Source organism: Nocardia cyriacigeorgica NBRC 100375 (genome assembly GCF_000308555.1).
In the GTDB taxonomy this organism is placed as follows: Bacteria; Actinomycetota; Actinomycetes; order Mycobacteriales; family Mycobacteriaceae; genus Nocardia; species Nocardia cyriacigeorgica.
Window position 1 is genome coordinate 22,535 of sequence record NZ_BAFY01000323.1, and the last position, 19,420, is coordinate 41,954.

21 protein-coding genes are annotated in these 19,420 nt (G+C 64.4%); 14 read left to right on the forward strand and 7 right to left on the reverse strand.

The window, feature by feature from the left end; translation table 11 throughout:
- Nucleotides 1–241: 241 nt before the first annotated feature.
- The 5 genes from RJ05_RS27590 to RJ05_RS27610 all read left to right on the forward strand — a co-directional run bounded on the left by RJ05_RS27590 (nucleotide 242) and on the right by RJ05_RS27610 (nucleotide 5,806).
- Nucleotides 242–1,228: an AurF N-oxygenase family protein gene (locus RJ05_RS27590; RefSeq protein WP_014349814.1), complete on the forward strand. Its 987-nt coding sequence runs from the start codon at nucleotides 242–244 to the stop codon at nucleotides 1,226–1,228.
- Between the two features lie 198 nt (nucleotides 1,229–1,426).
- Nucleotides 1,427–3,025 carry a flavin-containing monooxygenase gene (locus RJ05_RS27595; RefSeq protein WP_081597586.1) on the forward strand — a complete coding sequence of 533 codons (1,599 nt, stop codon included), beginning with the start codon at nucleotides 1,427–1,429 and terminating at the stop codon, nucleotides 3,023–3,025.
- Entirely contained in the window at nucleotides 3,022–3,879 is an 858-nt protein-coding gene (locus RJ05_RS27600) for an SDR family NAD(P)-dependent oxidoreductase (protein WP_036542664.1), read from the forward strand. Before RJ05_RS27595 ends, RJ05_RS27600 begins: the two co-directional genes overlap by 4 nt.
- Nucleotides 3,880–3,924: 45 nt before the next feature.
- On the forward strand, nucleotides 3,925–4,956 hold the full coding sequence (locus RJ05_RS27605; protein ID WP_014349817.1) for a ferredoxin--NADP reductase: 1,032 nt from the start codon (nucleotides 3,925–3,927) through the stop codon (nucleotides 4,954–4,956).
- Between the two features lie 106 nt (nucleotides 4,957–5,062).
- A complete protein-coding gene (locus RJ05_RS27610; protein WP_051016986.1) occupies nucleotides 5,063–5,806 on the forward strand; it encodes a TetR/AcrR family transcriptional regulator in 744 nt (247 codons plus the stop codon).
- A gap of 450 nt (nucleotides 5,807–6,256) precedes the next feature.
- Here RJ05_RS27610 and RJ05_RS30435 read toward each other — a convergent pair whose 3' ends face one another.
- On the reverse strand, nucleotides 6,257–6,940 hold the full coding sequence (locus RJ05_RS30435) for a TetR/AcrR family transcriptional regulator (RefSeq protein ID WP_174343979.1): 684 nt from the start codon (nucleotides 6,938–6,940) through the stop codon (nucleotides 6,257–6,259).
- A 222-nt stretch (nucleotides 6,941–7,162) separates the two neighbouring features.
- Here RJ05_RS30435 and RJ05_RS27620 point away from each other — a divergent pair, with 222 nt between their 5' ends.
- The 3 genes from RJ05_RS27620 (at nucleotide 7,163) to RJ05_RS27630 (ending at nucleotide 9,944) form a co-directional block, all read left to right on the forward strand.
- Nucleotides 7,163–7,693: a PaaI family thioesterase gene (locus tag RJ05_RS27620; RefSeq protein WP_048833156.1), complete on the forward strand. Its 531-nt coding sequence runs from the start codon at nucleotides 7,163–7,165 to the stop codon at nucleotides 7,691–7,693.
- A 104-nt stretch (nucleotides 7,694–7,797) separates the two neighbouring features.
- Nucleotides 7,798–8,910 carry a cytochrome P450 gene (locus RJ05_RS27625; RefSeq protein WP_249040600.1) on the forward strand — a complete coding sequence of 371 codons (1,113 nt, stop codon included), beginning with the start codon at nucleotides 7,798–7,800 and terminating at the stop codon, nucleotides 8,908–8,910.
- A complete protein-coding gene (locus RJ05_RS27630) occupies nucleotides 8,904–9,944 on the forward strand; it encodes a BtrH N-terminal domain-containing protein (RefSeq protein ID WP_014349822.1) in 1,041 nt (346 codons plus the stop codon). Before RJ05_RS27625 ends, RJ05_RS27630 begins: the two co-directional genes overlap by 7 nt.
- Nucleotides 9,945–10,429: 485 nt before the next feature.
- Here RJ05_RS27630 and RJ05_RS27635 read toward each other — a convergent pair whose 3' ends face one another.
- Nucleotides 10,430–11,110 carry a TetR/AcrR family transcriptional regulator gene (locus tag RJ05_RS27635; RefSeq protein ID WP_036542704.1) on the reverse strand — a complete coding sequence of 227 codons (681 nt, stop codon included), beginning with the start codon at nucleotides 11,108–11,110 and terminating at the stop codon, nucleotides 10,430–10,432.
- Between the two features lie 188 nt (nucleotides 11,111–11,298).
- Here RJ05_RS27635 and RJ05_RS27640 point away from each other — a divergent pair, with 188 nt between their 5' ends.
- The 3 genes from RJ05_RS27640 to RJ05_RS27650 are packed head-to-tail and all read left to right on the forward strand — an operon-like array spanning nucleotide 11,299 to nucleotide 13,850.
- Complete coding sequence (locus RJ05_RS27640) at nucleotides 11,299–12,804, forward strand: MFS transporter (protein WP_051016988.1); 1,506 nt, start codon at nucleotides 11,299–11,301, stop codon at nucleotides 12,802–12,804.
- Between the two features lie 29 nt (nucleotides 12,805–12,833).
- Complete coding sequence (locus RJ05_RS27645; RefSeq protein ID WP_036542670.1) at nucleotides 12,834–13,283, forward strand: universal stress protein; 450 nt, start codon at nucleotides 12,834–12,836, stop codon at nucleotides 13,281–13,283.
- Nucleotides 13,284–13,307: 24 nt separating this feature from the next.
- Nucleotides 13,308–13,850, forward strand: coding sequence for a PaaI family thioesterase (locus tag RJ05_RS27650; protein ID WP_036542672.1), 543 nt, complete (start codon nucleotides 13,308–13,310; stop codon nucleotides 13,848–13,850).
- A 237-nt stretch (nucleotides 13,851–14,087) separates the two neighbouring features.
- On the opposite strand, the gene RJ05_RS27655 is transcribed toward RJ05_RS27650, so the two are convergent.
- The 4 genes from RJ05_RS27655 to RJ05_RS27670 form a co-directional block, all read right to left on the reverse strand.
- Nucleotides 14,088–14,507 carry a DUF302 domain-containing protein gene (locus RJ05_RS27655; protein ID WP_036542675.1) on the reverse strand — a complete coding sequence of 140 codons (420 nt, stop codon included), beginning with the start codon at nucleotides 14,505–14,507 and terminating at the stop codon, nucleotides 14,088–14,090.
- 48 nt (nucleotides 14,508–14,555) lie between these two features.
- Nucleotides 14,556–14,807, reverse strand: coding sequence for a YgaP family membrane protein (locus tag RJ05_RS27660; RefSeq protein ID WP_014349828.1), 252 nt, complete (start codon nucleotides 14,805–14,807; stop codon nucleotides 14,556–14,558).
- Between the two features lie 51 nt (nucleotides 14,808–14,858).
- Complete coding sequence (locus RJ05_RS27665) at nucleotides 14,859–15,128, reverse strand: metal-sensitive transcriptional regulator (protein ID WP_014349829.1); 270 nt, start codon at nucleotides 15,126–15,128, stop codon at nucleotides 14,859–14,861.
- Between the two features lie 71 nt (nucleotides 15,129–15,199).
- Entirely contained in the window at nucleotides 15,200–17,359 is a 2,160-nt protein-coding gene (locus RJ05_RS27670; RefSeq protein ID WP_036542678.1) for an MMPL family transporter, read from the reverse strand.
- 109 nt (nucleotides 17,360–17,468) lie between these two features.
- Between RJ05_RS27670 and RJ05_RS27675 the strand changes: the two genes are divergently transcribed.
- From RJ05_RS27675 to RJ05_RS33210, 3 genes are all read left to right on the forward strand, one after another.
- Nucleotides 17,469–17,690, forward strand: a complete 222-nt coding sequence (locus tag RJ05_RS27675; RefSeq protein WP_014349831.1) for a YgaP family membrane protein — start codon at nucleotides 17,469–17,471, stop codon at nucleotides 17,688–17,690.
- 102 nt (nucleotides 17,691–17,792) lie between these two features.
- Nucleotides 17,793–18,413, forward strand: a complete 621-nt coding sequence (locus tag RJ05_RS27680) for a mycothiol-dependent nitroreductase Rv2466c family protein (RefSeq protein ID WP_036542681.1) — start codon at nucleotides 17,793–17,795, stop codon at nucleotides 18,411–18,413.
- The gene (locus RJ05_RS33210; protein WP_081597587.1) at nucleotides 18,413–18,628 is read left to right on the forward strand and encodes a DUF8730 family Cys-rich protein; all 216 of its coding nucleotides are present in this window, start codon (nucleotides 18,413–18,415) and stop codon (nucleotides 18,626–18,628) included. Before RJ05_RS27680 ends, RJ05_RS33210 begins: the two co-directional genes overlap by 1 nt.
- On the opposite strand, the gene RJ05_RS27685 is transcribed toward RJ05_RS33210, so the two are convergent.
- The coding region (locus RJ05_RS27685) for a cytochrome d ubiquinol oxidase subunit II (RefSeq protein WP_051016991.1) at nucleotides 18,617–19,420 on the reverse strand (804 nt) is incomplete at its 5' end. The genes RJ05_RS33210 and RJ05_RS27685 overlap by 12 nt on opposite strands.

Here is a 19,420-nt window from a genome sequence, read left to right on the forward strand (position 1 = left end):
TTGGTCGATAGTCGACGCCAGCGATCGGATCGCCCGGCACTGGGGCCAAGTAGCCCGGCGTCGGGATCGGGGCCGGCCCTTGACAAGCCGCGCCGCCGGGGTCAAAGTTACCTCATACCCAAAGTATCCGCTACTGCCCGTATTGCACTCTTGAGCGGATACCGGGTTACTGCCACCGGACGTTGATCCGGACTGGATGTATCGATGCAGAGTCATCGATCGAGTCTCAAAGGAGCGACAGATGACGACCAGTGACGTCAGGGCCGAGACCAACGGGCAGATTGCCGTAACCACCGACGGTATGGCGCGCGTGAGCGGTCGGCGACCCATTGACCTGCAACGATCGGCCGGACGACTGCTCAAGACTTCCGTAGAGAAGTTCTACGACGCCGAAGTCGACATCGACTGGGATAGTCCGTGGTTGCCGGATAAGGCGTGGTTCCCCGAGCATCGCCTGTCCCTCTACGGCACCGGTCTGTGGAACCGGCTTTCCGAGGAACAGAAGATCGACCTGGGCAAACATGAGTTGGTGAGCATCCTCAGCTTCGGGATCTACGCCGAGAATTTGCTGAGTATGGCGTTGCTACGGCTGAACACGACGGGTGATCTCGTCGACAACAAGGCCCTATACGCACTTGCCGAGGTTGGCGACGAGAGCCGCCATTCCACAATGTTCGCGCGTCTGATCGCCAAAACGGGGATCCCGCCCTACAAGCTTCCGCCGGGGTTTCTGTCGCTGGCGAAGATCCTGCATTTCGTCCCGCTCGGGCCCTCGATCCAGGGCGCGACCTTGCTGATCGAGGAGATTCTCGATCGGGCACAGCGTGAAGCGATGAACGACGAACGCCTACAACCGCAGGTCCGGCAGTTGATGAAAATTCACGTGCTCGAGGAGGCCCGCCACATCACGTTCGCGCGCTCCGAGCTTGTCGAGGGTATGCGGTCGCGAGGCCGGATCTCGCGGGCATGGCACCGCGGCGTCCTCGCAGTTGTCGCGAACCTGTCCTACCCGATCTTGATCAATCCCAAGCTGTACCGTGCTGTCGGCGTGCATCCTCTGCGGGGGTTCCTCGCTTGCCAATTCGGCCCGCACTACCGGGAGAACCTGCAGTTCATGTCCGAGCCGATGATCCGATTCTTCGATGAGGCAGGAATGATGGAAGGTCGCTTCACCATGTTCCTTTGGCGCCTGACGAGGAGCCTGCCCGACGATATCGCCCGGCGGTGAACAGACTCGGACCGGCGTGAACAGCACCACGCATATTGCTGAGCGCAAGTCGCGCCGTGATATGTTGCGGCGGGCACTCGTCGAATCCCGCGAACTCCTCGGTCCTGCCGCCGGTCCGACATATCCGCAGTAGCTGAGTAGCTATCGAAAATTTGTGGCCACCTGTACCGCACGTGAGCCAACGTCCAGAGGAAATCGATGAGTAATAACCGTTCTGCCAAATACACGGGAAAGACCAATGGTTCGGGAGGTCGTGCAGCGAGCGAGAGGGTGCACACAACAGAGGTCCTCATCGTCGGGAGCGGATTCTCCGGCATGGGAATGGCGATTCAACTGCTGAAATCGGGAATGAATGACTTCTTGATAATCGAGAAGGATTCCGAAATCGGCGGAACCTGGCGCGACAATACATATCCGGGCTGTGCCTGCGATGTCCCTTCTCACATGTACTCGTACTCTTTCGAGCCCAAGCCGGATTGGAGTCACTTGTGGGCAGGACAGGATGAAATTCAGCAGTATCTCCTGAGTCTCGCACGCAAGTACGATCTCTATAGCCGCACGCATTTCGGGCGGGCCTTGCAATCCGGATACTGGGATCCTGGTGATTCCGCGTGGCATGTTACGACCTCCGACGGCAACGAGTACGTTGCCCGATTCCTGGTTTCAGGCGTAGGCGCACTCCATATACCGAATATCCCCCAGATCAAGGGGCAGAAGAAGTTCGCTGGTGCAGCATTTCACTCGGCGCAGTGGGATCATGACTGCACACTGGATGGCAAGAAGGTCGCTGTTATCGGGACCGGTGCGAGCGCAATCCAATTCGTTCCGGAAATTGCCAAGGTAGCCGATGAACTGCATCTATACCAGCGGACGCCGGCGTGGGTACTGCCCCGTAGGAACGTCAAGGTCCCGAAGGCGATCCAAGCCCTGCTCACGAGGGCGCCGATCCTCGCCAAAGCCCTCCGGACTGCCATCTACTGGTCAGCGGAGTCACTGTCGATAGGACTGAACGGACATATCAATTTCATGCGTCCGCTCGAGAGTGTCGCAAAGTGGAACATAGCGCGGGGAATTGATGATCCCGCGCTGCGCAAGAAGCTCACCCCCACGTATCGCATCGGGTGCAAAAGAATCCTCGGTTCCAGTGACTACTACCCAGCGCTGAATCGGCCCACTACATCCGTCATCACCGACGGGATCGCCGAGATCACCGAGGACGCCATCATATCCCAGTCCGGTGACAAGCGTCCGGTCGACGTGATCATCTATGCCACCGGTTTCCACGTAACCGACGGGTTCGACCACCTCCGGCTCAAGGGTGCGTCCGGTCGTGAACTCTCCTCCGTATGGTCGGACGAAGGGATTCAAACCCATCTCGGCATCACCACCGCAGGTTTCCCGAACTTGTTCTTCCTGCTCGGCCCCAACACCGGGCTCGGTCACAACTCGGTGGTATTCATGATCGAATGCCAGATCAGGTACATCATCGGCGCGATTCGGCTCGCGAAGCAACGTGGCGCAGCTGCGCTCGAGGTGCGTGAACCCGTTCAGCGGGAATTCAACTCGGACATCCAGCGGAAATTGGTGAACGGGGTCTGGAGCAGCGGGGGGTGCACCAGTTGGTACCTCGATGCACAGGGTGTCAATCGGACGGTCTGGCCAGGTTTCACCTGGCAGTATTGGCGGCGTACCCGCAATGTCGCGGACTCTGATTTCGCGTTGGTCGGCGAGTCGACAGGTGATCGAAGCGGCGACCTCCTTCCGAATTCGATCAAGAAGGGTAGCTTGCCGCGATGAGAGAGTTCAGCGACCGAGTCGTCTCGGTAACCGGGGCAGGTTCAGGAATCGGCCGTGCAGTTGCAATTCGACTCGCCGGCGAGGGCGCGCGGCTGGCCATTGCCGACATCGACGGCGAACGGGCCCGCGAAACCGCCTCCATGTGTACCGCGCTGGGTGTCGAATGCCAGCACTATCAGCTCGATGTGGCCGATCGTAGCGCATTCACGGAATATCGTCGTCAGGTCCTCAGCGACTTCGGTTCGGTCAGTATGGTAATCAACAATGCCGGGGTCGCACTCGGCGCCGACATACTGGATATGCAATGGATCGACTTCGAATGGTTGATGTCGATCAATTTCTGGGGAGTCGTGAACGGCACGAAACTATTTCTTCCGGATCTGATCGACTCGGGCGACGGCCATGTTGTCAACGTGTCGAGTGTCTTCGGACTGATGGCCATTCCCAGTCAGAGCGCATATAATGCTTCCAAATTCGCCGTCCGAGGCTTTACCGAGGCGTTGCGCCAGGAGATGCGAATTAACCGGCTACCGGTGGGTGTAACATGCGTGCATCCGGGTGGTGTTCGCACAAATATTGTGCGCGGAGCTCGAGGTGTCGGCGCGATGGGTGATCAGGAGAAGATTGTCGCCGGTTTCGATCGTATAGCGCTCACCACTCCGGAAGGCGCCGCCGAAACGATCCTGAAGGGCGTGCGACGGAACAAACCTCGAGTCCTTATCGGACCCGATGCCCTGGGTTTCGATTTCGTCGCCCGCGCGGTGGGGCCGAGGTATCAGGACCTGAACGCTCCGCTGGCCCGTGTCGGCTATGCGATCGGCCGTCGTTACGGCCTTGTCAAGCGCGACAGTTGAATCTGGGCCACGGGCCGGAATAATAGAGAAGGAATATCCTGGAAGATGAGCATGCCATGTGAACTCACGGTCTCCCGTGTAGTGCAGGAAACAGCGGATGCGGTGTCCATTTGGTTCGAGGTGCCCGAGCAGCAATTGGGCGTATTTGCCTACGACCCCGGGCAGTTTCTTACGTTGCGTATTCCCGGAGCCGGTGACGGGGAATATGTGGCCAGATGCTATTCGCTCTCGAGTTCCCCGCATGCAGACGACTCGCTAGCTGTCACAGTGAAACGCACGGAGGGCGGGTACGGATCTAACTGGCTGTGCGACAACATCAAGGTTGGAGCTGAGGTAACCGTTCTGCCGCCCACCGGGCACTTCACACCGAAAGACCTGGATGCGGACATGGTTCTGTTCGCAGCTGGTAGCGGAATCACCCCGGTGTTATCCATCGTCAAGTCGGCTCTGCTCGAAGGTGGCGGCCATCTCGTTCTCTTCTATGCCAACCAGCATGCCGAGAGCGTCATCTTCGGTGAAGACCTCCGTTACCTCGCCAAGCAGTTTCCCGAGCGACTGACTCTCATCGAGTGGCTGGAGAGCGAGCGTGGGCTACCGGACCGAAGCGCAATCCTTGAAATCTGCCGTGAGTACCGAAATCGGATGTATTTCTTGTGCGGGCCGGCGGCGTTCATGGATTTGGTGGTAGACGCGGCGCGCGAAGCCGGCGTGCAGCACCGGAACCTACACCGAGAAGTATTCCAATCTCTGCACTCCGATCCCTTCGACGTGGAGAACTACGTCAAGGAATCAATGACGAACGAACAAGCCCGTCTAGTAGTATATCTCGATGGTGATCGCGCCGAGCTGGAATGGCCGAAAGATTTGACCCTGGTCGAGGTCTTGTTGAACGAGGGGTACTCGCCTCCGTATTCCTGCCGGGAAGGCGGATGCGGTGCATGTGTGTGCAAGGTTATCGACGGCGATATAGAGATGAGAGTAAACGAGGTACTCGATGATGATGATATCGAGGAAGGTGATCGGCTGGCATGCCAGTCGGTACCCGCCACCAATTCGGTGACTGTGACATTCGACTGACCATGCGTTCGCGCAGGCCCCGTAACGGCGTTCATGCTCGCCCGATCCAGCGCGCAATCGCCGCCCGCGATATCGGTCACTTGTCCGATAGCGTATACTCGGCCAGATGGCGGGCGCACAAAAGCGGATTCGGGAGGTCGGTAGCTCGGTGGTTCGGCGAATTGACGCACGCTCGAGCCGATGGGAAGAGCACCGGGTCCTGGTTCGAGCAGAACTGGTCGACGCAGCGTACCGTGCCTTCGGCAAGTACGGTCCGGACGCGAGCATGGACGACATCGCTCGGGAGGCGGGTGCGACAAAACCCAAGCTGTATCGCCACTTCAAGGACAAACTGGGCCTTCGTGCAGCTGTTATCGAACGTGCGAAGGAACTCATGTGGTCGAATGTGCTTGCTACCGTTGATTTCGGATCCGATCCGATTCGAAGTGTGATGAATCAGCTCGTCGAGCAATACTCGCAGCTGGTCGACGAGCACAAGAACGTCTTCCAGTTTCTCGTTCGTAGTCACTTTAGCGACAATTCATCGGGATCGGATCCAGCTCTTGAGAACGCACGTGAACTGGCAGGTTTCATTGCGGGTCATTTCGTCACGGTTTTGGACACCGCTGGGGCTGACACGTCGGGCATAGACTTGGTGGTGCAGTCGATCGTAGGGGCGAGCCTCTCCGCGACGGATTGGTGGATAAACTCGCAATCCGATCCGACCTCGGCTATGCCGAGAAAGGCTTTCGTCGAGCATCTCAGCGCAATCATTTGGGGGATTATCGATTCCTCGGCGCGAGCTCGTGGAATCCGGATAGACCCGGATTCGACTTTGCGGATTGAGAATATTGGACTGATCGAGGCTTAGATGAGCGAATTCGAGCCAAACGCCGGTCGAAGACGACGCGGGATGAGCTTATCTGCCATAGCGCGGTGACACTGCCGGATTGCATCCCCGCGGGGCAAAAGACCCGTGAGCAATGCCGTGGTCGCGCCATCGCCGGTGGGCGGGACGACCGCCGATCGGCCTGGTCCGCATCGATTGCTCGGTGCGTCAGCGTCGTCGGTGCTGCTCTACCCAACGCAGCAGCTGGTTGGGCTTGCCCGGCTTGTGCATGACAGCTCATGTGTCATTTGATAGTTTCGGGATTGCTTTCGTGCGAACCTGCGGACCCGAATCGATGGATCCGACGCGAACTTGGTTCAGACCGCCCGCAACCGCTGGCGACCACTTCGCGCTCGACGTTCCTCCGGCCGAGTCCGAGCTACGTTTCGAGAGCGTCGCCGCCTACTTGTCGTTGAACCAGCTGCTGTGGAATCAAGGGAAACGAGGGTACCGCTGCTTCAATGGCTCCGGTACCGCGTTGTGGCATGCAGCTGAGGCATCTGGTCTGAGACCCGCAGAGCCCACCCCGAGATAACGTAGGGCAATCTCGGAGATCCGGCGTGCCGTTTCGGCGCTGTCGCTGGCCGGTAGTACGAGATGGCTGATCGTCAATCGAATGAGCGCATCGACTGCGTCGGCCACGTCATTGGCGTCGATGGTGGGGTAGTGGTGGAGGAACGCGGTGACCAGTCGCTCGGACGCGAGTTGAAGCATGGAGGCAGAGGTTGTCAACAGGGGGAGGACGCCGGTTTCATCGCGCGGGCCGCTACCGGGTGTAGTCAGGACGGCTTTGAGTAAGGGGCTGGCTGCAGCCTCGTCGAGCGTGTAGCGAACTATCGCTCGGATCGATTCAGGCAACGCGCTGCGGTTGGAAGCAAGCAAATCCTCGATCCCGGTCAGGAATTGCTCCGCTTCGTGCAGAACGAGTGCATCTCCAAGCCCTTGCTTGTCGCCGAACTCTCGATACAGCGTGGCGCGTGATACTCCGATCAGACCGGCTACCTCGCCGAATCGTACACGTTCCCAGCCCTTCTCGACCGTCAGGGCGCGGGCGGCGCGGATTGCTGCCTCGCGGAGGTGTCGCCTGAACGACAGCCTCACCGATTCTTCCACCACCCCTCGGATGGTAACAGAACGTGGGTTTTGTTCATGAGTGGACAAACTCCCGGACACTTCGTCATGTCCGCGCGCGTTGCTTGATCGCGAGCTATGCGCGACAAGCAGCGGAGATCTGATCAATTGTTGACAAAATGGTTCTGATTGTCTCCAATGTAGTTGTATCGCGGTCCTGCTCGAGTCTGATGTTGGGCGCGCGTTAGTCGACAGAGAGGTCTGGCCATGGACAAGGCTTCGGATGCGGTCAGTAGGTTGTCTGACCCAGGCGTGGAGGACTGGGTGCGCTCGTTCCGGCTCCTGGAATCCGGATCGCCAGAGTTGCCGCCGCACCATCCCGACTGTCTTGGTTGTGGGCCGGCCAACCCGCACGGACATTCCCTATCGGTGCGGCGTTGCGAGGGCGGCGTCGTTGCTCACCATCTTTTCGACCAGCGTCATGTCGGAGCGCCGGGGATCGCGCACGGTGGCGCGGTGGCGACCGTCATCGACGACCTGTTCGGCTTCTTGCTGTACACGGTCGGCGAACTCGCCGTGACCCGGAATCTCGACATGGATTATCTCGCCCCGGTACTGCTCGATACCCCCTACACGCTGCACGCCGAGGTACGGTCGCGGCATGGCCGTAAGTTGAATCTCGCGGCCAGGATGGAGGATCTAGAAGGGCGCTCGGTCACTACGGCAACCGCCGTGTTCATCGTGGTCGAGGCCGAACACTTCCTGCAGTCGCGGGCGAAGGCTCGGAGGCAGGCGTGACTGCTGGACCAACTGAGAGGGAACTACTCCTCGACGTCTTGCTGACCGATCACGGCTCAGCCGGCCCCTACGAGGCGTTCCGACGCTTGCGCGAGACTCAGCCCGTGCTTGTCACGCAATCGGGGGTCCTGGTACTGAGTCGCTACGACGACTGCGCAGCTGCGCTCCGTAACCGTAGCCTCGGCAAGGCCGACGAGTCGCTGGGATTCGGCTTGTCGGAGATTCCCGAAGAGTTGCAACGTCAGGCTATGCATCGATTCCGGCGCACCATGCTGTTCCGCAACCCGCCTGACCACCACCGGCTGCGTCGGCTGGTCGCTGACGTTTTCACCCCTCGGCACATCGACGAGTTGCGCGGCCGCGTTGTCACGCAGATCCGTGATCTGATCGATGTCATCGAGGACCAGGGTTCCGCCGATATCATCAGCGATCTCGCCCTCCCGCTGCCCGTGAATGTAATAGGCGATCTTCTTGGAGTGCCAGTGACCGATCGAGCCGTGGCCGCTCCTCTGGTACGCGCCCTGGTCGCCTCGCTCGAGCCCAGCGCGGACGCCGCGGCGCTGACTGCCGCGTGTGAAGCGGAAGACCAACTCGCAACGTACTTCACAGACCTCCTGGCGGCCAAACGCGCCCACCCGGACGACGACCTGCTCAGCCGTCTCGCCGTGGCGCATGGCGACGACGTCTTGGACGACGACGAATGCGTTGGCACCGCGATACTGTTGTTCGCGGCAGGGTTCGAAACCACCACAAACCTCATCGGTAACGGCGTTGCTGCACTGCTCGCCCATCCCAGCCAAATGGACCTATTGCGGGCCAGGCCCGATCTGGCGAGCAACGCCGTCGAAGAATTGTTGCGTTACGACTCGCCGGTCCAGACCAATGGGCGCACGGTGCTCGAGCCAACACGGGTGGCAGGAGTCGACCTGGATCCTGGCCAGGTTGTATTGACCTTGCTCGGGGCGGCCAACCGAGACCCGGACCGATTCTGCGACCCCGATAGCCTCGATATCACCCGAACCGGGACCCCGCCGCTATCGTTCGGTGCCGGCATTCACTTTTGTCTTGGCGCGCCGTTGGCGCGGCTCGAAGGAGCCGTACTGTTCCCACTCCTCACGGCGCGTTTTCCCGGTCTTAGGCTCGTCGAACAACCTCGCTGGCGTACGGGGTTGTCCTTTCGCGGGCTGTCGAGTCTGAAGGTGGTCACCGGATGCTGATCCAGCCTTACCCGCACCTGAAGGGCGGCCATTGTGGTTCGGGTGCGTTGCGCGATCTTATGTCCTGGGCCGGGCTTGGCTGGGACGGCGAGCTGAGCGAAGGACTCGTGTTCACACTCGGCGGCGCACTCGATTTCGCTTACCTGCGCGCCGATGCGATCAATCCTCCGATATACCTGGTGGGGCGTGGTGGGGATTTGGAGGTCGACCTGTTGAGGCGCCTCGGTGCGAAGACCGAACTACGTCAGACCGAGGATCCCGACCTCGGTTGGAAATGGGTGAGGACCGAACTGGACTCCGGACGGCCCGTCATGGTCTGGGCCGACATCGCTGAACTCCCATACCTGCGGGTACGACTGCGCATGAGCCGCCACGACATCGTTATCGTCGGCTATGATGACGAGGCTCGCGAGGCGTATATCGTCGACAACGACCGCGATGAGATCCAGACGGTGTCGTATGACGCATTGGCACGGGCACGAGCCTCCACGGGGTTCCCGACACCCACACGCCACGCCACGTACATAGTCGATTGGCCGTCCGACGTGCCTGACCTCCCGTCCATGGCTGCCGCAGCGCTCGAACAATCGGCGGCAACCCTGAAACATGGGGGCCCCAGTTCGATTGCCGCGCCGGCCTCGAACGGTGTCTCCGGCACCGGGCTCGACGGCGTTCGCCGCTTCGCTGAAGACGTCTCCCGTTGGCCCGACATCTTCGGAGACGAAGACCTCGAGGCTGTGCTCAGGTCACTCGCTGCCTTCATCGAAAAAGCGGGTACCGGAGGCGGTCTGTTTCGACGCCTCATCGCTCAAGGGTGCGTCGATCTCGCCGATTACACGCGCAATCCGAAGGTTCACGCGGCCGCACGCGCAGCACGGCTGGCCGCACAGTCTTGGACGAGGCTCGCCCATATCGCCGTCTCCGATGAAACCCCATCGCGACGCTCGGTTCAGGTAGCCCGGCATGCCGCCGTGCTGCCAGAGTTGGAGGAAACCTTGGCAGATCTTCTCGCCGCCGCCGCCAACTCACTCTGAACCAGCTTGTCTGCAGACAGGTACATCCGCTACGGCTTCGAGACCGGTGGTGAAGTGCGCCTGTGGGGGATGGGGTAGCCCCAGGCGGTGGCCCGGGACCGGGCCGACGACGTCACCATTGAAGCGATGAACTCCCAGCTCCTGGTCGATGTCACCGACCAATCCGCTCTGGACCCGCGCGATATAGCAGAGCGACAGGCATAATAGGGCGCAAAATCCTGCACCGACCGGGACAGTCGCGTCCGCTGGGAGACACGGCTGGAAACCATCACGGTCGTCGCGACCACTGCGCTTGCGCGCCTGGTCGTGTCGGGCATTTGGACGCCGATACACATGGACGCCGCCGCCTTTGAACCCGGCCACGTCAGCGGCGGGGTCGCCTGTGTGAAAGCGTCCGCACTGCGACGGTGCTCGGGGCCGGTCGATTGCTTTGGGCTCGGCATTCGCAAAGTTGGTGTGGCAGTGGCTGCTCAGTGATGCGCAGGTCAGGAAGGCGCTCGAACACCCTCACTGCCGGACGGCCCGTTTTCGGCCGGGCACTTTCGGTGGGCGGTGAGGAAGTTGTCGACGAGTCGGGCGCAGTCGTCGTGGTCGATGGTGCGTAGTCCGGTGAGGCGGGCGAACACGATCGGGCCGAGGAGTTCGATGATGGCGAAGGTGGTGTCGAGCTCGCCGAGCATCGCGCGGGCCTCGGGGCTGGTGAGGATCTGGTCGAACGGGTGGCGGTATTGCTCGATGACGCGGGCGCGTAGTGAGGTGACGGCGGCCGGGTCGGGGTGGTCCTCGCCGATAGATCCCATCGCCAGCCAGGCCAGGGTGGTCATCTGTACCGGGGCTTGTTCGATGAGGTCGGCCTGGGTGGTGAGCAGCGCCAGGAGCTGCTCACGCACGGGCCCGGTGCCGGTCGGTGCGTCGACCTGGGGAAGCAATCGTTCGAAAGTCGCCGCGAGCAGCTGGGTGGTGCTGCCGAAATGCCGGTAGAGGGTGGCGCGAGCGACTTTCGACACGCGGGTGACCGCCTCGACGGTGACCGCTTCGACACCACCGGTCGACAGCAGATGGGTGGCCGCGTCGAGCAACCGGTTGCGTGAGCGCGCCAGCCGCGGATCGGCCTGCTCCTCGGCGGTGGTGAGCGGGTCGGTCACTGCGGGATCCCGGTCGGTCATGGCCGCGCGCTCCTCCGGTTCGTGTCGTTCAAATCGTGCGAATGTGTGGACATCATCCCACACCCCGACCATTATGATACTGACGGTCTCGCACCGAGACTGGTAGTCTTTAACGTTGGGAGGTGCCGGTGACCAGACCCGGAACGGACACGGTCGAGATCGCCCGCTGGACCAGGGCCCAGTGGTGGATGCTGACGGTGTCGTGCCTGGCGGTGGCGCTGGTCGTCGCGGCGATGGCGGCACTGTATTCGGCGTTGCCGCAGATCGCGGTCGCGACCGGGGCCACCCAAGCCCAGCTGACCTGGATCGTCGACGGCTACACCCTGGTGCTGGCCTGTCTGGTGCTGCCCGCCGGAGCCATCGGCGACCGCTACGGGCGCCGCGCGGTGCTGGTCGCGGGACTGGCGGTATTCGCAGCTGCCTCAGCGCTGCCGCTACTGCTGTCCGACCCGGCCTGGTTGATCGCGGCGCGCGCGCTGGCCGGGGCGGGCGCGGCGCTGGTGATGCCCTCGACACTGTCGATCCTGACCGCGAGCTTCCCTCCTGCTCATCGTGGCCGGGCGGTGGGAGTGTGGGCCGGGGTCGCCGGGTCCGGGGCAGTGCTGGGCATCCTCGGTGCCGGGCTCCTGCTCGAGCGGTGGTCGTGGCTATCGGTGTTCGTCGGGTTGACCGTGGCCGGGGCAGTGCTGGCGGGGTTGGCGTGCACCATCGCCGAGTCCCGCCAGCGCGAGCATCCGCCGGTGGACTGGGTGGGCGCGGGCGCGGTCGCGGTGGCGGTCGCGGCGATCGTGTTCGCCGCGGTCGAGGTCCCCGCGCGCGGCTGGGCCGACCCGCTCGTCGCCGCCACCGCCGGGATCGGTGTGGCCGCGGCGGTGGCGTTCGTGGTCGTCGAGCTGCGCTCGGCGGCGCCGCTGCTGGATGTGCGGTTGTTCACCCGCCGGGGCTTCGGTGCCGGGTCGCTGTCGGTGACCATCCAGTTCCTGGTCACCTTCGGGGTGTTCCTGCTGCTGGTGCAGTACCTGCAGTTGATCTTCGGTTACGGGCCGCTGGCCTCGGCGCTGGCGCTGGCGCCGATGGTGGTGCCGCTGGTCGCGATCTCGGTGATCGCGCCGTGGCTGTCGAGCCTGGTCGGGTTGCGGGTGATGACTGTGGTCGGCCTGCTCACCATCGCCGCCGGGCTGGTCCTGGTGAGCAGGTTGACCCTGGCCGCGCACTACCTCGATCTGCTGTGGCCGCTGCTGATCATGAGCGCGGGCCTGGGATTGTGTACCGCCCCAGCGACCTACGCCATCGTCGCCGATACCCCCGAGGCCAAACACGGGGTCGCCGCCGCGGTCAACGACGCCGCCCGCGAGATCGGCGCCGCGATCGGGATCGCCGTGGCCGGCAGCGTCCTGGCCGCCGGCTACACCCACCACATCTCGCCCGCGCTGTCCCGGCTGCCCGAGCCCGCCCGCGGCCCGGTCGCCGATTCCCTGGCCGCGGCTCTACAGGTCGCCGACCAGGCAGGACCGGTAGCCGCGCCGCTGGCCGAGTTCGCCAAGGCCGCGTTCGTGCACGGCAGCGGCCAGGCCGCACTCACCTTGGCCGCACTCACCACCGCCGGGGCGATCGTGCTGGCATTCCTCGCCCCGGGCCCCACCACCCGCCGATTCCGAACACCACGCCCGCACCCGTCCACCCCATCCCCCTGAGATACCCCTTCTCGTGAAAGACGCCCGTCATGACGGCCTATCGCACGATCATCGTCGACACCGACGGATCCGAGTCCTCCTACCATGTGGTCGACCACGCCGCCGAACTCGCCCACGCCACCCACGCCCGGCTCCTGATCATCTGCGCCCGCCACGACATCGACGAACGTGATCTCGGGGCCGACCTCGACCGGCTCGGACCCGACGCCTACCAGCTACGCGGCACCACTCCCACCGACGCCATCCTGCGGACCGCCCACCAGCACGCGATCAGCCACGGCGCCACCAACATCGAAACTCACATCCTGGACCAACCCACCCCACACGCGCTGCTGCACCTGGCCGCCGCCACCGGCGCCGACCTCATCGTCACCGCCGACCCCCACCGGCCACCGCTGCTGGCAAGGCTGCTGACCACCCCACCGATCGAGCTCGCCCGCAAAGCCCACTGCGACATCCTCTTCACCACCACCCCGTAGACACACACCCCGCAGAAGGTGCCCATGGCCGAGGACACACCCAGCACCGGCACACACGAGCCCGGATCCGAAACCTTCGGGAGCGAGAACTGGATCCCTGCCTTTCCAGTGGTCGCACCCGACTCCGCCGACCTCCCGCCCCACCACGACCACTGCCTCGGCTGCGGACCGGCCAACCCACACGGCCACCACCTGCGCCCCCGCCGCGACGCACACGGTGTCCACGCCCACCACCGCTTCGACGCCCGCCACGTCGGCGCCCCCGCGATCGCCCACGGCGGCGCGGTCGCCACCGTCCTCGACGACCTGTTCGGATTCCTGCTCTACAGCGTGGGAGAACTCGCCGTCACCCGCCACCTCGCTATCGACTACCTCGCCCCCGTCCTGCTCGACACCCCCTACACCCTGCGCGCCCACATCCACGCCCGCGACGGCCGCAAACTCCACCTCCAAGCCACCATCGAAAACGACCACGCCCACGTGGTCACCACCGCCACCGCCCTGTTCCTCATCGTCGACATCGACCACTTCCTGAACCCACAACACACCACCCCCGCACACCGATAACGCCCAGCTCTGTTCGGGAAGCAGTTCGGCCAGCAGAACATCGAGATCGACCGGTTCGTCGCGCAAAACATGCGAAAGCGAGACCCTCACCGACCCTGCCCGTGCGTGACGCGTTGCGCGGTCCAGGCAGCCGACGGCTTGGATGACCCCGTTCGGCAAGCTGCTCCTGCAGAACCTGGCGATAGTCGCCGCGTTCGGGCAATGCCCATTACGGCTGGCCGCTGCGCTGGCGCGGGGTCAGGGCCTATGGTGCAGGGAGTCGATGGCTGCCTGCAACCTGGCCGCGGCGTCGGCGGCGATCGGTGCCAGCGCGGGTTGGCCGGTGAGCTGCACCATCAGTTGGGGGTTCATCGCCTCGATGATGATGTCGGTGTCGTTGTCGAGTGAGCGGCGCACGACGACGTTGCAGGGCAGCAGCAGTCCGATCTGGCGGTCGATCTCGACCGCGCGGTGGGCCAGGGGCGGGTTGCAGGCGCCCAGGATGCGGTAGTCCTCCATGTCGTGGCCGAGTTTGGCTTTCAGGGTGGCCTGCATGTCGATCTCGGTGAGCACGCCGAAGCCCTGTTCGGCCAGCGCGCGCTTGGCGGCGTCGACGGCATCGGCGAAGCTGGCGGTCACGGTGGTGGACAGTCCCAGGTCGGTACCGGTGTCGGTCATGTGCGGACTCGCTTTCTCGGTTCGGTGACGCGTGGGGTGTGGCGGTGGTCAGTTGTGCGGGAGCGGGGCCGTGCAGGTCGCGGTGCCGGCGGGCAGGCCGAGGCGGGCCATGAGCAGGCTGGCCGGGCACCAGCCGAGCGCGCTGTAGAGCAGCAGGTTGGCCCCGACCAGGGCGGTCAGTACCAGCCACCACGGTGAGAGTGTCGCGGCCAGGGCGGCGCTGAGCAGGATCAGCGTTCCCGCCAGCAGCGGCACCACTCGGTCGATGGTCCAGGTGCGCGGTCGCGTGGGCAGCGTCATGTGTGCTTCCTCCTTGCCCGGGTCCGTGTCCAGGACCGGGGCGGGTGGGGGTCAGGCCAGGGCGAGGAACAGTTTTTCCAGTTCCTCGACGGTCATCGGGTCGGCGCCTTCGCCGGGTTGTCCGGCCAGGCATTCGCGTAGTCCGGTGGCGACGATCTTGAATCCGGCCCGGTCCAGGGCACGTGAGACCGCCGCGAGCTGGGTGACGACGTCTTTGCAGTCGCGTCCCTGCTCGATCATCGCGATCACGCCCGCGAGCTGTCCGTGTGCGCGACGCAGCCGGTTCAGTACCGGTGCGATGCTGTTCTCGTCGCCGACCATGGTGGTGTCTCCGTTCTCGTGCCGTACCCCCAGAATACCCTACGGGGTATTTCGGGCCGGGTTTGCGCACGTCAGTGGTGAGCGAAGCTGATCGTGGGCAGCACCCGGGTCAGCCACGCCGGGCTCCACCAGGCGGCGTGCCCGGTCAGGCGCAGCATGACCGGCAACAGCACCAGCCGCACCAGGATCGCGTCGAGCAGGACCGCGACTCCGAGGATGATGCCCATCTCTTTGGGTGGGAGCGGGTCGGCCAGGGCGAAGGTGAAGAACACCGCCACCATGACCGCCGCGGCGGCGAAGATGACCCGCCCCGAGTGTGCGAGCCCGTCGACGTGCGCGGCGTGGGGGTCGCCGGTGCGTTCGTAGTGTTCTTTGGCGGTGGCCAGCAGGAACACTGTGTAGTCCATGGCGATGGCGAAGATCATCGCGAAGAAGAACACCGGCCCCCACCCGTCGAGGAACCCCTGTGGGGTGAAGCCGAGCAGTTCGGCGCCGTGCCCGTCCTGGAAGATCAGTTTGGCCACGCCGAACGCGGCCGCGGTCGAGAGCAGGCTGACCAGGGTGCCCAGAGCCGCGATGAGCGGGGCCTGCAACGCGATCAGCAACAACACGAATCCGAGCACCAAGATGATGCCCACCACGATCGGCAGATAGTCGTCGAGGGTTTGTTGCAGGTCGAGGTTTTCTGCCGCCGCGCCACCGACCACCGCGTCGGCGGGCAGGTCGGCGCGCAGCTGGTCGAGGATTCCCGCCATCTGCGGTGCGGAGGGATCGACCGCGGGCATGGCCTGCATCATCACCAGATCAGCGCCGTCGGCGGCGGACTGGGGCGGGGTGAGCATGACGATGCCGTCGCTGGCGCGCGCGATGGCTGCGGTGGCCTGCGCGTCGGCGGCGGGGGTGATGATCGAGAGCATGCCCGGGGCGCCGGGACCCATCTGGCCGGCGATCAGTTCATAGCCTTGGCGCACCGGCGCGTCGGCGGGCACGACCGCGATCGAGGGCATCGCGGTCTTGAGCCCGAACACCGGTGCGGCCAGCCCGATCAGGATGGCCAGCGCCGCCGCGGCCAAGGGCCACGGATGCTTGTGCAGGATCTGGCCCCAACGCGCGAACACCGGCGAGCGATGCTGCTGGCGACGCGCATACGGCAGCGCGGCGGCGTTGACCTTGGCGCCGAGCGCGCCGAGGACGGCGGGCAACAGGGTCAGGGTCGCGGCCAGCACGAACACCACCGCCAGCATGATCCCGACCGCCATGGTCCGCACGGCGGGAGCGGGCACGATCAGCACCGCCGACAAGCTCACCAGCACCGTCAGCCCTGAAAGCAGGACGGCTTTGCCGGCGGTGTCCATGGTTTCGGCGACCGCAGCGCGGGCATCGCCGCTGCGGGCCAGCGCATCGCGGAAGCGCGCGACCAGGAACAGCGCGTAGTCGATGCCCAGGGCCAGGGCGAACATCATGGCGAAGTTCATCGCCCACACCGAAATCGGGGTGATCTGGTTCAGCAGCACCAGCCCCCCCGCGGAGGCGACCAGCCCGGCCAGGGTCAGCAGCAGTGGCAGCCCGGCCGCGACCAGCGACCCGAACGCCAGCACCATGATCGCCAGGGTGACCGGCCACGACAGCATCTCGGCCTGGATCATCGCGTCGTGGTTGGCGGCGTTGAAATCGCTCCACAACGCCGACGCCCCGGTCGGATACACCTCGATCCCGTCTTCGGACAGCGCGGTCAACGCGGCTTTGTGCTCGTCGACGGCTTTGACCATGTCATCGGTGGAGGCATTGGCGCCCGCGATCACGATGCCGGTGTGTCCGTCAGGGCTGATCGTGAACCCCGGTTGCGGGGCGATCACCTGCCCGATCCGCTCGTCCCCGGCGAAGACCGCCGTGGCCTGCTCAACCACCCGTGCCATCGCCGGGTCACCGATCGTGGCGGTGTCGGAATGGATCACCACCTGCACCGCGGCCGAGGAGTTACCACCGAAGTGCTGCTGAGCCAGTTCACGGGCACGGACCGATTCCGAGCCGTTGGCTTGCCACCCGGCCCCGGCCAGGGAGGTGAACACACTCGGCGCGGCGGCGCCCAGTGCGATCAGCACCAGCAGCCATATCCCGATCACTGCCCGGGTGCGCCCGGCCATGAACGCGCCCCACCGGCCCAGCAGTCCTGGCCCGGAGGTCGTGCCGGGTGGTTTCGCCGAGGCGGTATCGAGCTTCGTTTCGGTCATCCGACCCTCCTTTGATACCCCCTGGGGTATGTTGATGTCGAGTCCGACTATACCCCAGGGGGTATAGTCGAGCGCAACCCCTGTCCCTGTGTCGAAGGAGTGCAGCGTTATGGGCATCGTCGAATTCATGCGAAGTACCGCCGGGCGCCTGGCCCGTATCGCCGCCGGAATCGTGGTAATCGCGGCGGGTTTGCTCCTCGTGGGCGGGACCGCCGGGATCGTGGTGGCGATCATCGGGCTGGTCCCGATCGCGGCGGGAGTGTTCAACTTCTGCTTGCTCGGTCCGGTGTTCGGAGTCGACCTGCAGGGCCGACCCCGCAGCAGCCACTGATCGGCCCAACTTTCGCACCGCATCAAAACCCTGCGCGGCGGCCCACGGCTCGCGCCAAAGACACCAGCCGCCGTTCCTACCATGTCCCTCAGGAGGCCGTCGATGGCCGAAATCGACCTCTATCTCGATCCCGTCTGCCCGTTCGCATGGGTGACCTCGCGGTGGCTGCTCGCCGCCGCCGAATCCGGTCCGCACACTGTGCGGCTACAACAGATGAGCTTGGCGGTGCTCAATGAAGGCAGCGACGTCGACGCCGATCACAAGCCGATGATCCAGCGATCACGTCGGCTGGGCCGGGTCTTCGCCGCGGCGACCGACACCGCCGGAAGCGAGGCCTTCGCGCGACTGTATGAGACCCTGGGGACACGACTGCACGTTCGCGGCGACGAGATCGATCATGACGCGCTCACCGACGCACTCACCGAGGCCGGCCTGGATCCGGCATTGGCCCAACGTACCGACGACACCGCCCTCGACGCCGAACTCGCGAACACCCACCGAGCCAGTCAGGACGCGCTCGGCAGCGCCGGTGGCAGTCCAATCATCGTCATCGACGGACACGGCTTCCACGGCCCCGTCCTGACCGAATCCCCGACCGCGCAGCGCGGCCCGGACCTGCTCGCCGCCTTGGTCACCGCCGCGACCACCCCGGGATTCGCTGCCCTGCATCGCCCCTATCAAGGCCCGCCCACAATTGATGCCACCACCGAGGAGGCCCGCTGATGTGCTCACCGGTGCGATGCCGCACCTGCGGTAAAACCACCTGGTCGGGCTGCGGCGCCCACATCGAGGCTGTCCGCGCCCGGGTCGGCCCCGATAACTGGTGTCCTGGACACCGGATGCCCGAAGCGAGTGTGCCTGGCAAAGTCATCGCGTCAGACGAGGATCGCCGCCCACGGCGCCCGGGTTGGTTTCGCATACCGCGATCAACGCGATGAGCCACTCGTGTGCTGTTGGTCCTGTGCACCGGGCTCCTCTTCATGTCCCCAGGCCTCGGATTGGGTGAGCCAGAACAGGTAGCCGAGAGCGGGTAGCACGGTCACGGCCGCGATCGCGACGACTACGAGCAGCGCGACGAGTGTCGAACGTGCTCCCGCGGCGTCGGCGATCAGCATCTCGTCGACCAGCATCCACGGCGTCTGGGCCACCGCCCACCCGATGACGATCCCGGCGACGGCGATCAGCGCGGACACTCTCGCCCACCCGAACCTGCGCCGGAACACCAGAGCCAGCGTGAGTACCCCGGCTGCCGCGGAAACCACGATCAAGGGCAGCGCCCGCCCGAGTAGTTCGTTACCGAGGGTCGGGGCGTCGCGCCGGATGGGTGCGATCGCGGCGATCGCGATCGCGCCGGTCACGACACCGACCGCGAGGGTGCGGGGGCGTAGGTATTCCGCGAGGCGGAGATCGCCGGAGCGCGCGGAGTCCGCGGTGAGAAGCACCCCAGCCAGAAACGCCGAGGTACCGGCGGCCAGCGTGCCACCGACCAAGGATGTCGGGTTCAACCAGGAGCTCACCCGATCGCCGTAACCTTGCGCGGGCACACGGCCCGAGGCGATCGCACCGACGACGGTGCCGAAGAAGAACGGGGCGATCAGCGACGCCCCGGCGAAGAGTGCGCCGAACAGGCGTGCCTGGGTCATCGTCGCGGAGTACTTGCGGAACGCGAAGTTCGCCCCGCGCAGGACGATTCCGAGCAGTGCCAGGCTCATCGGAATGAACAGCGTCGT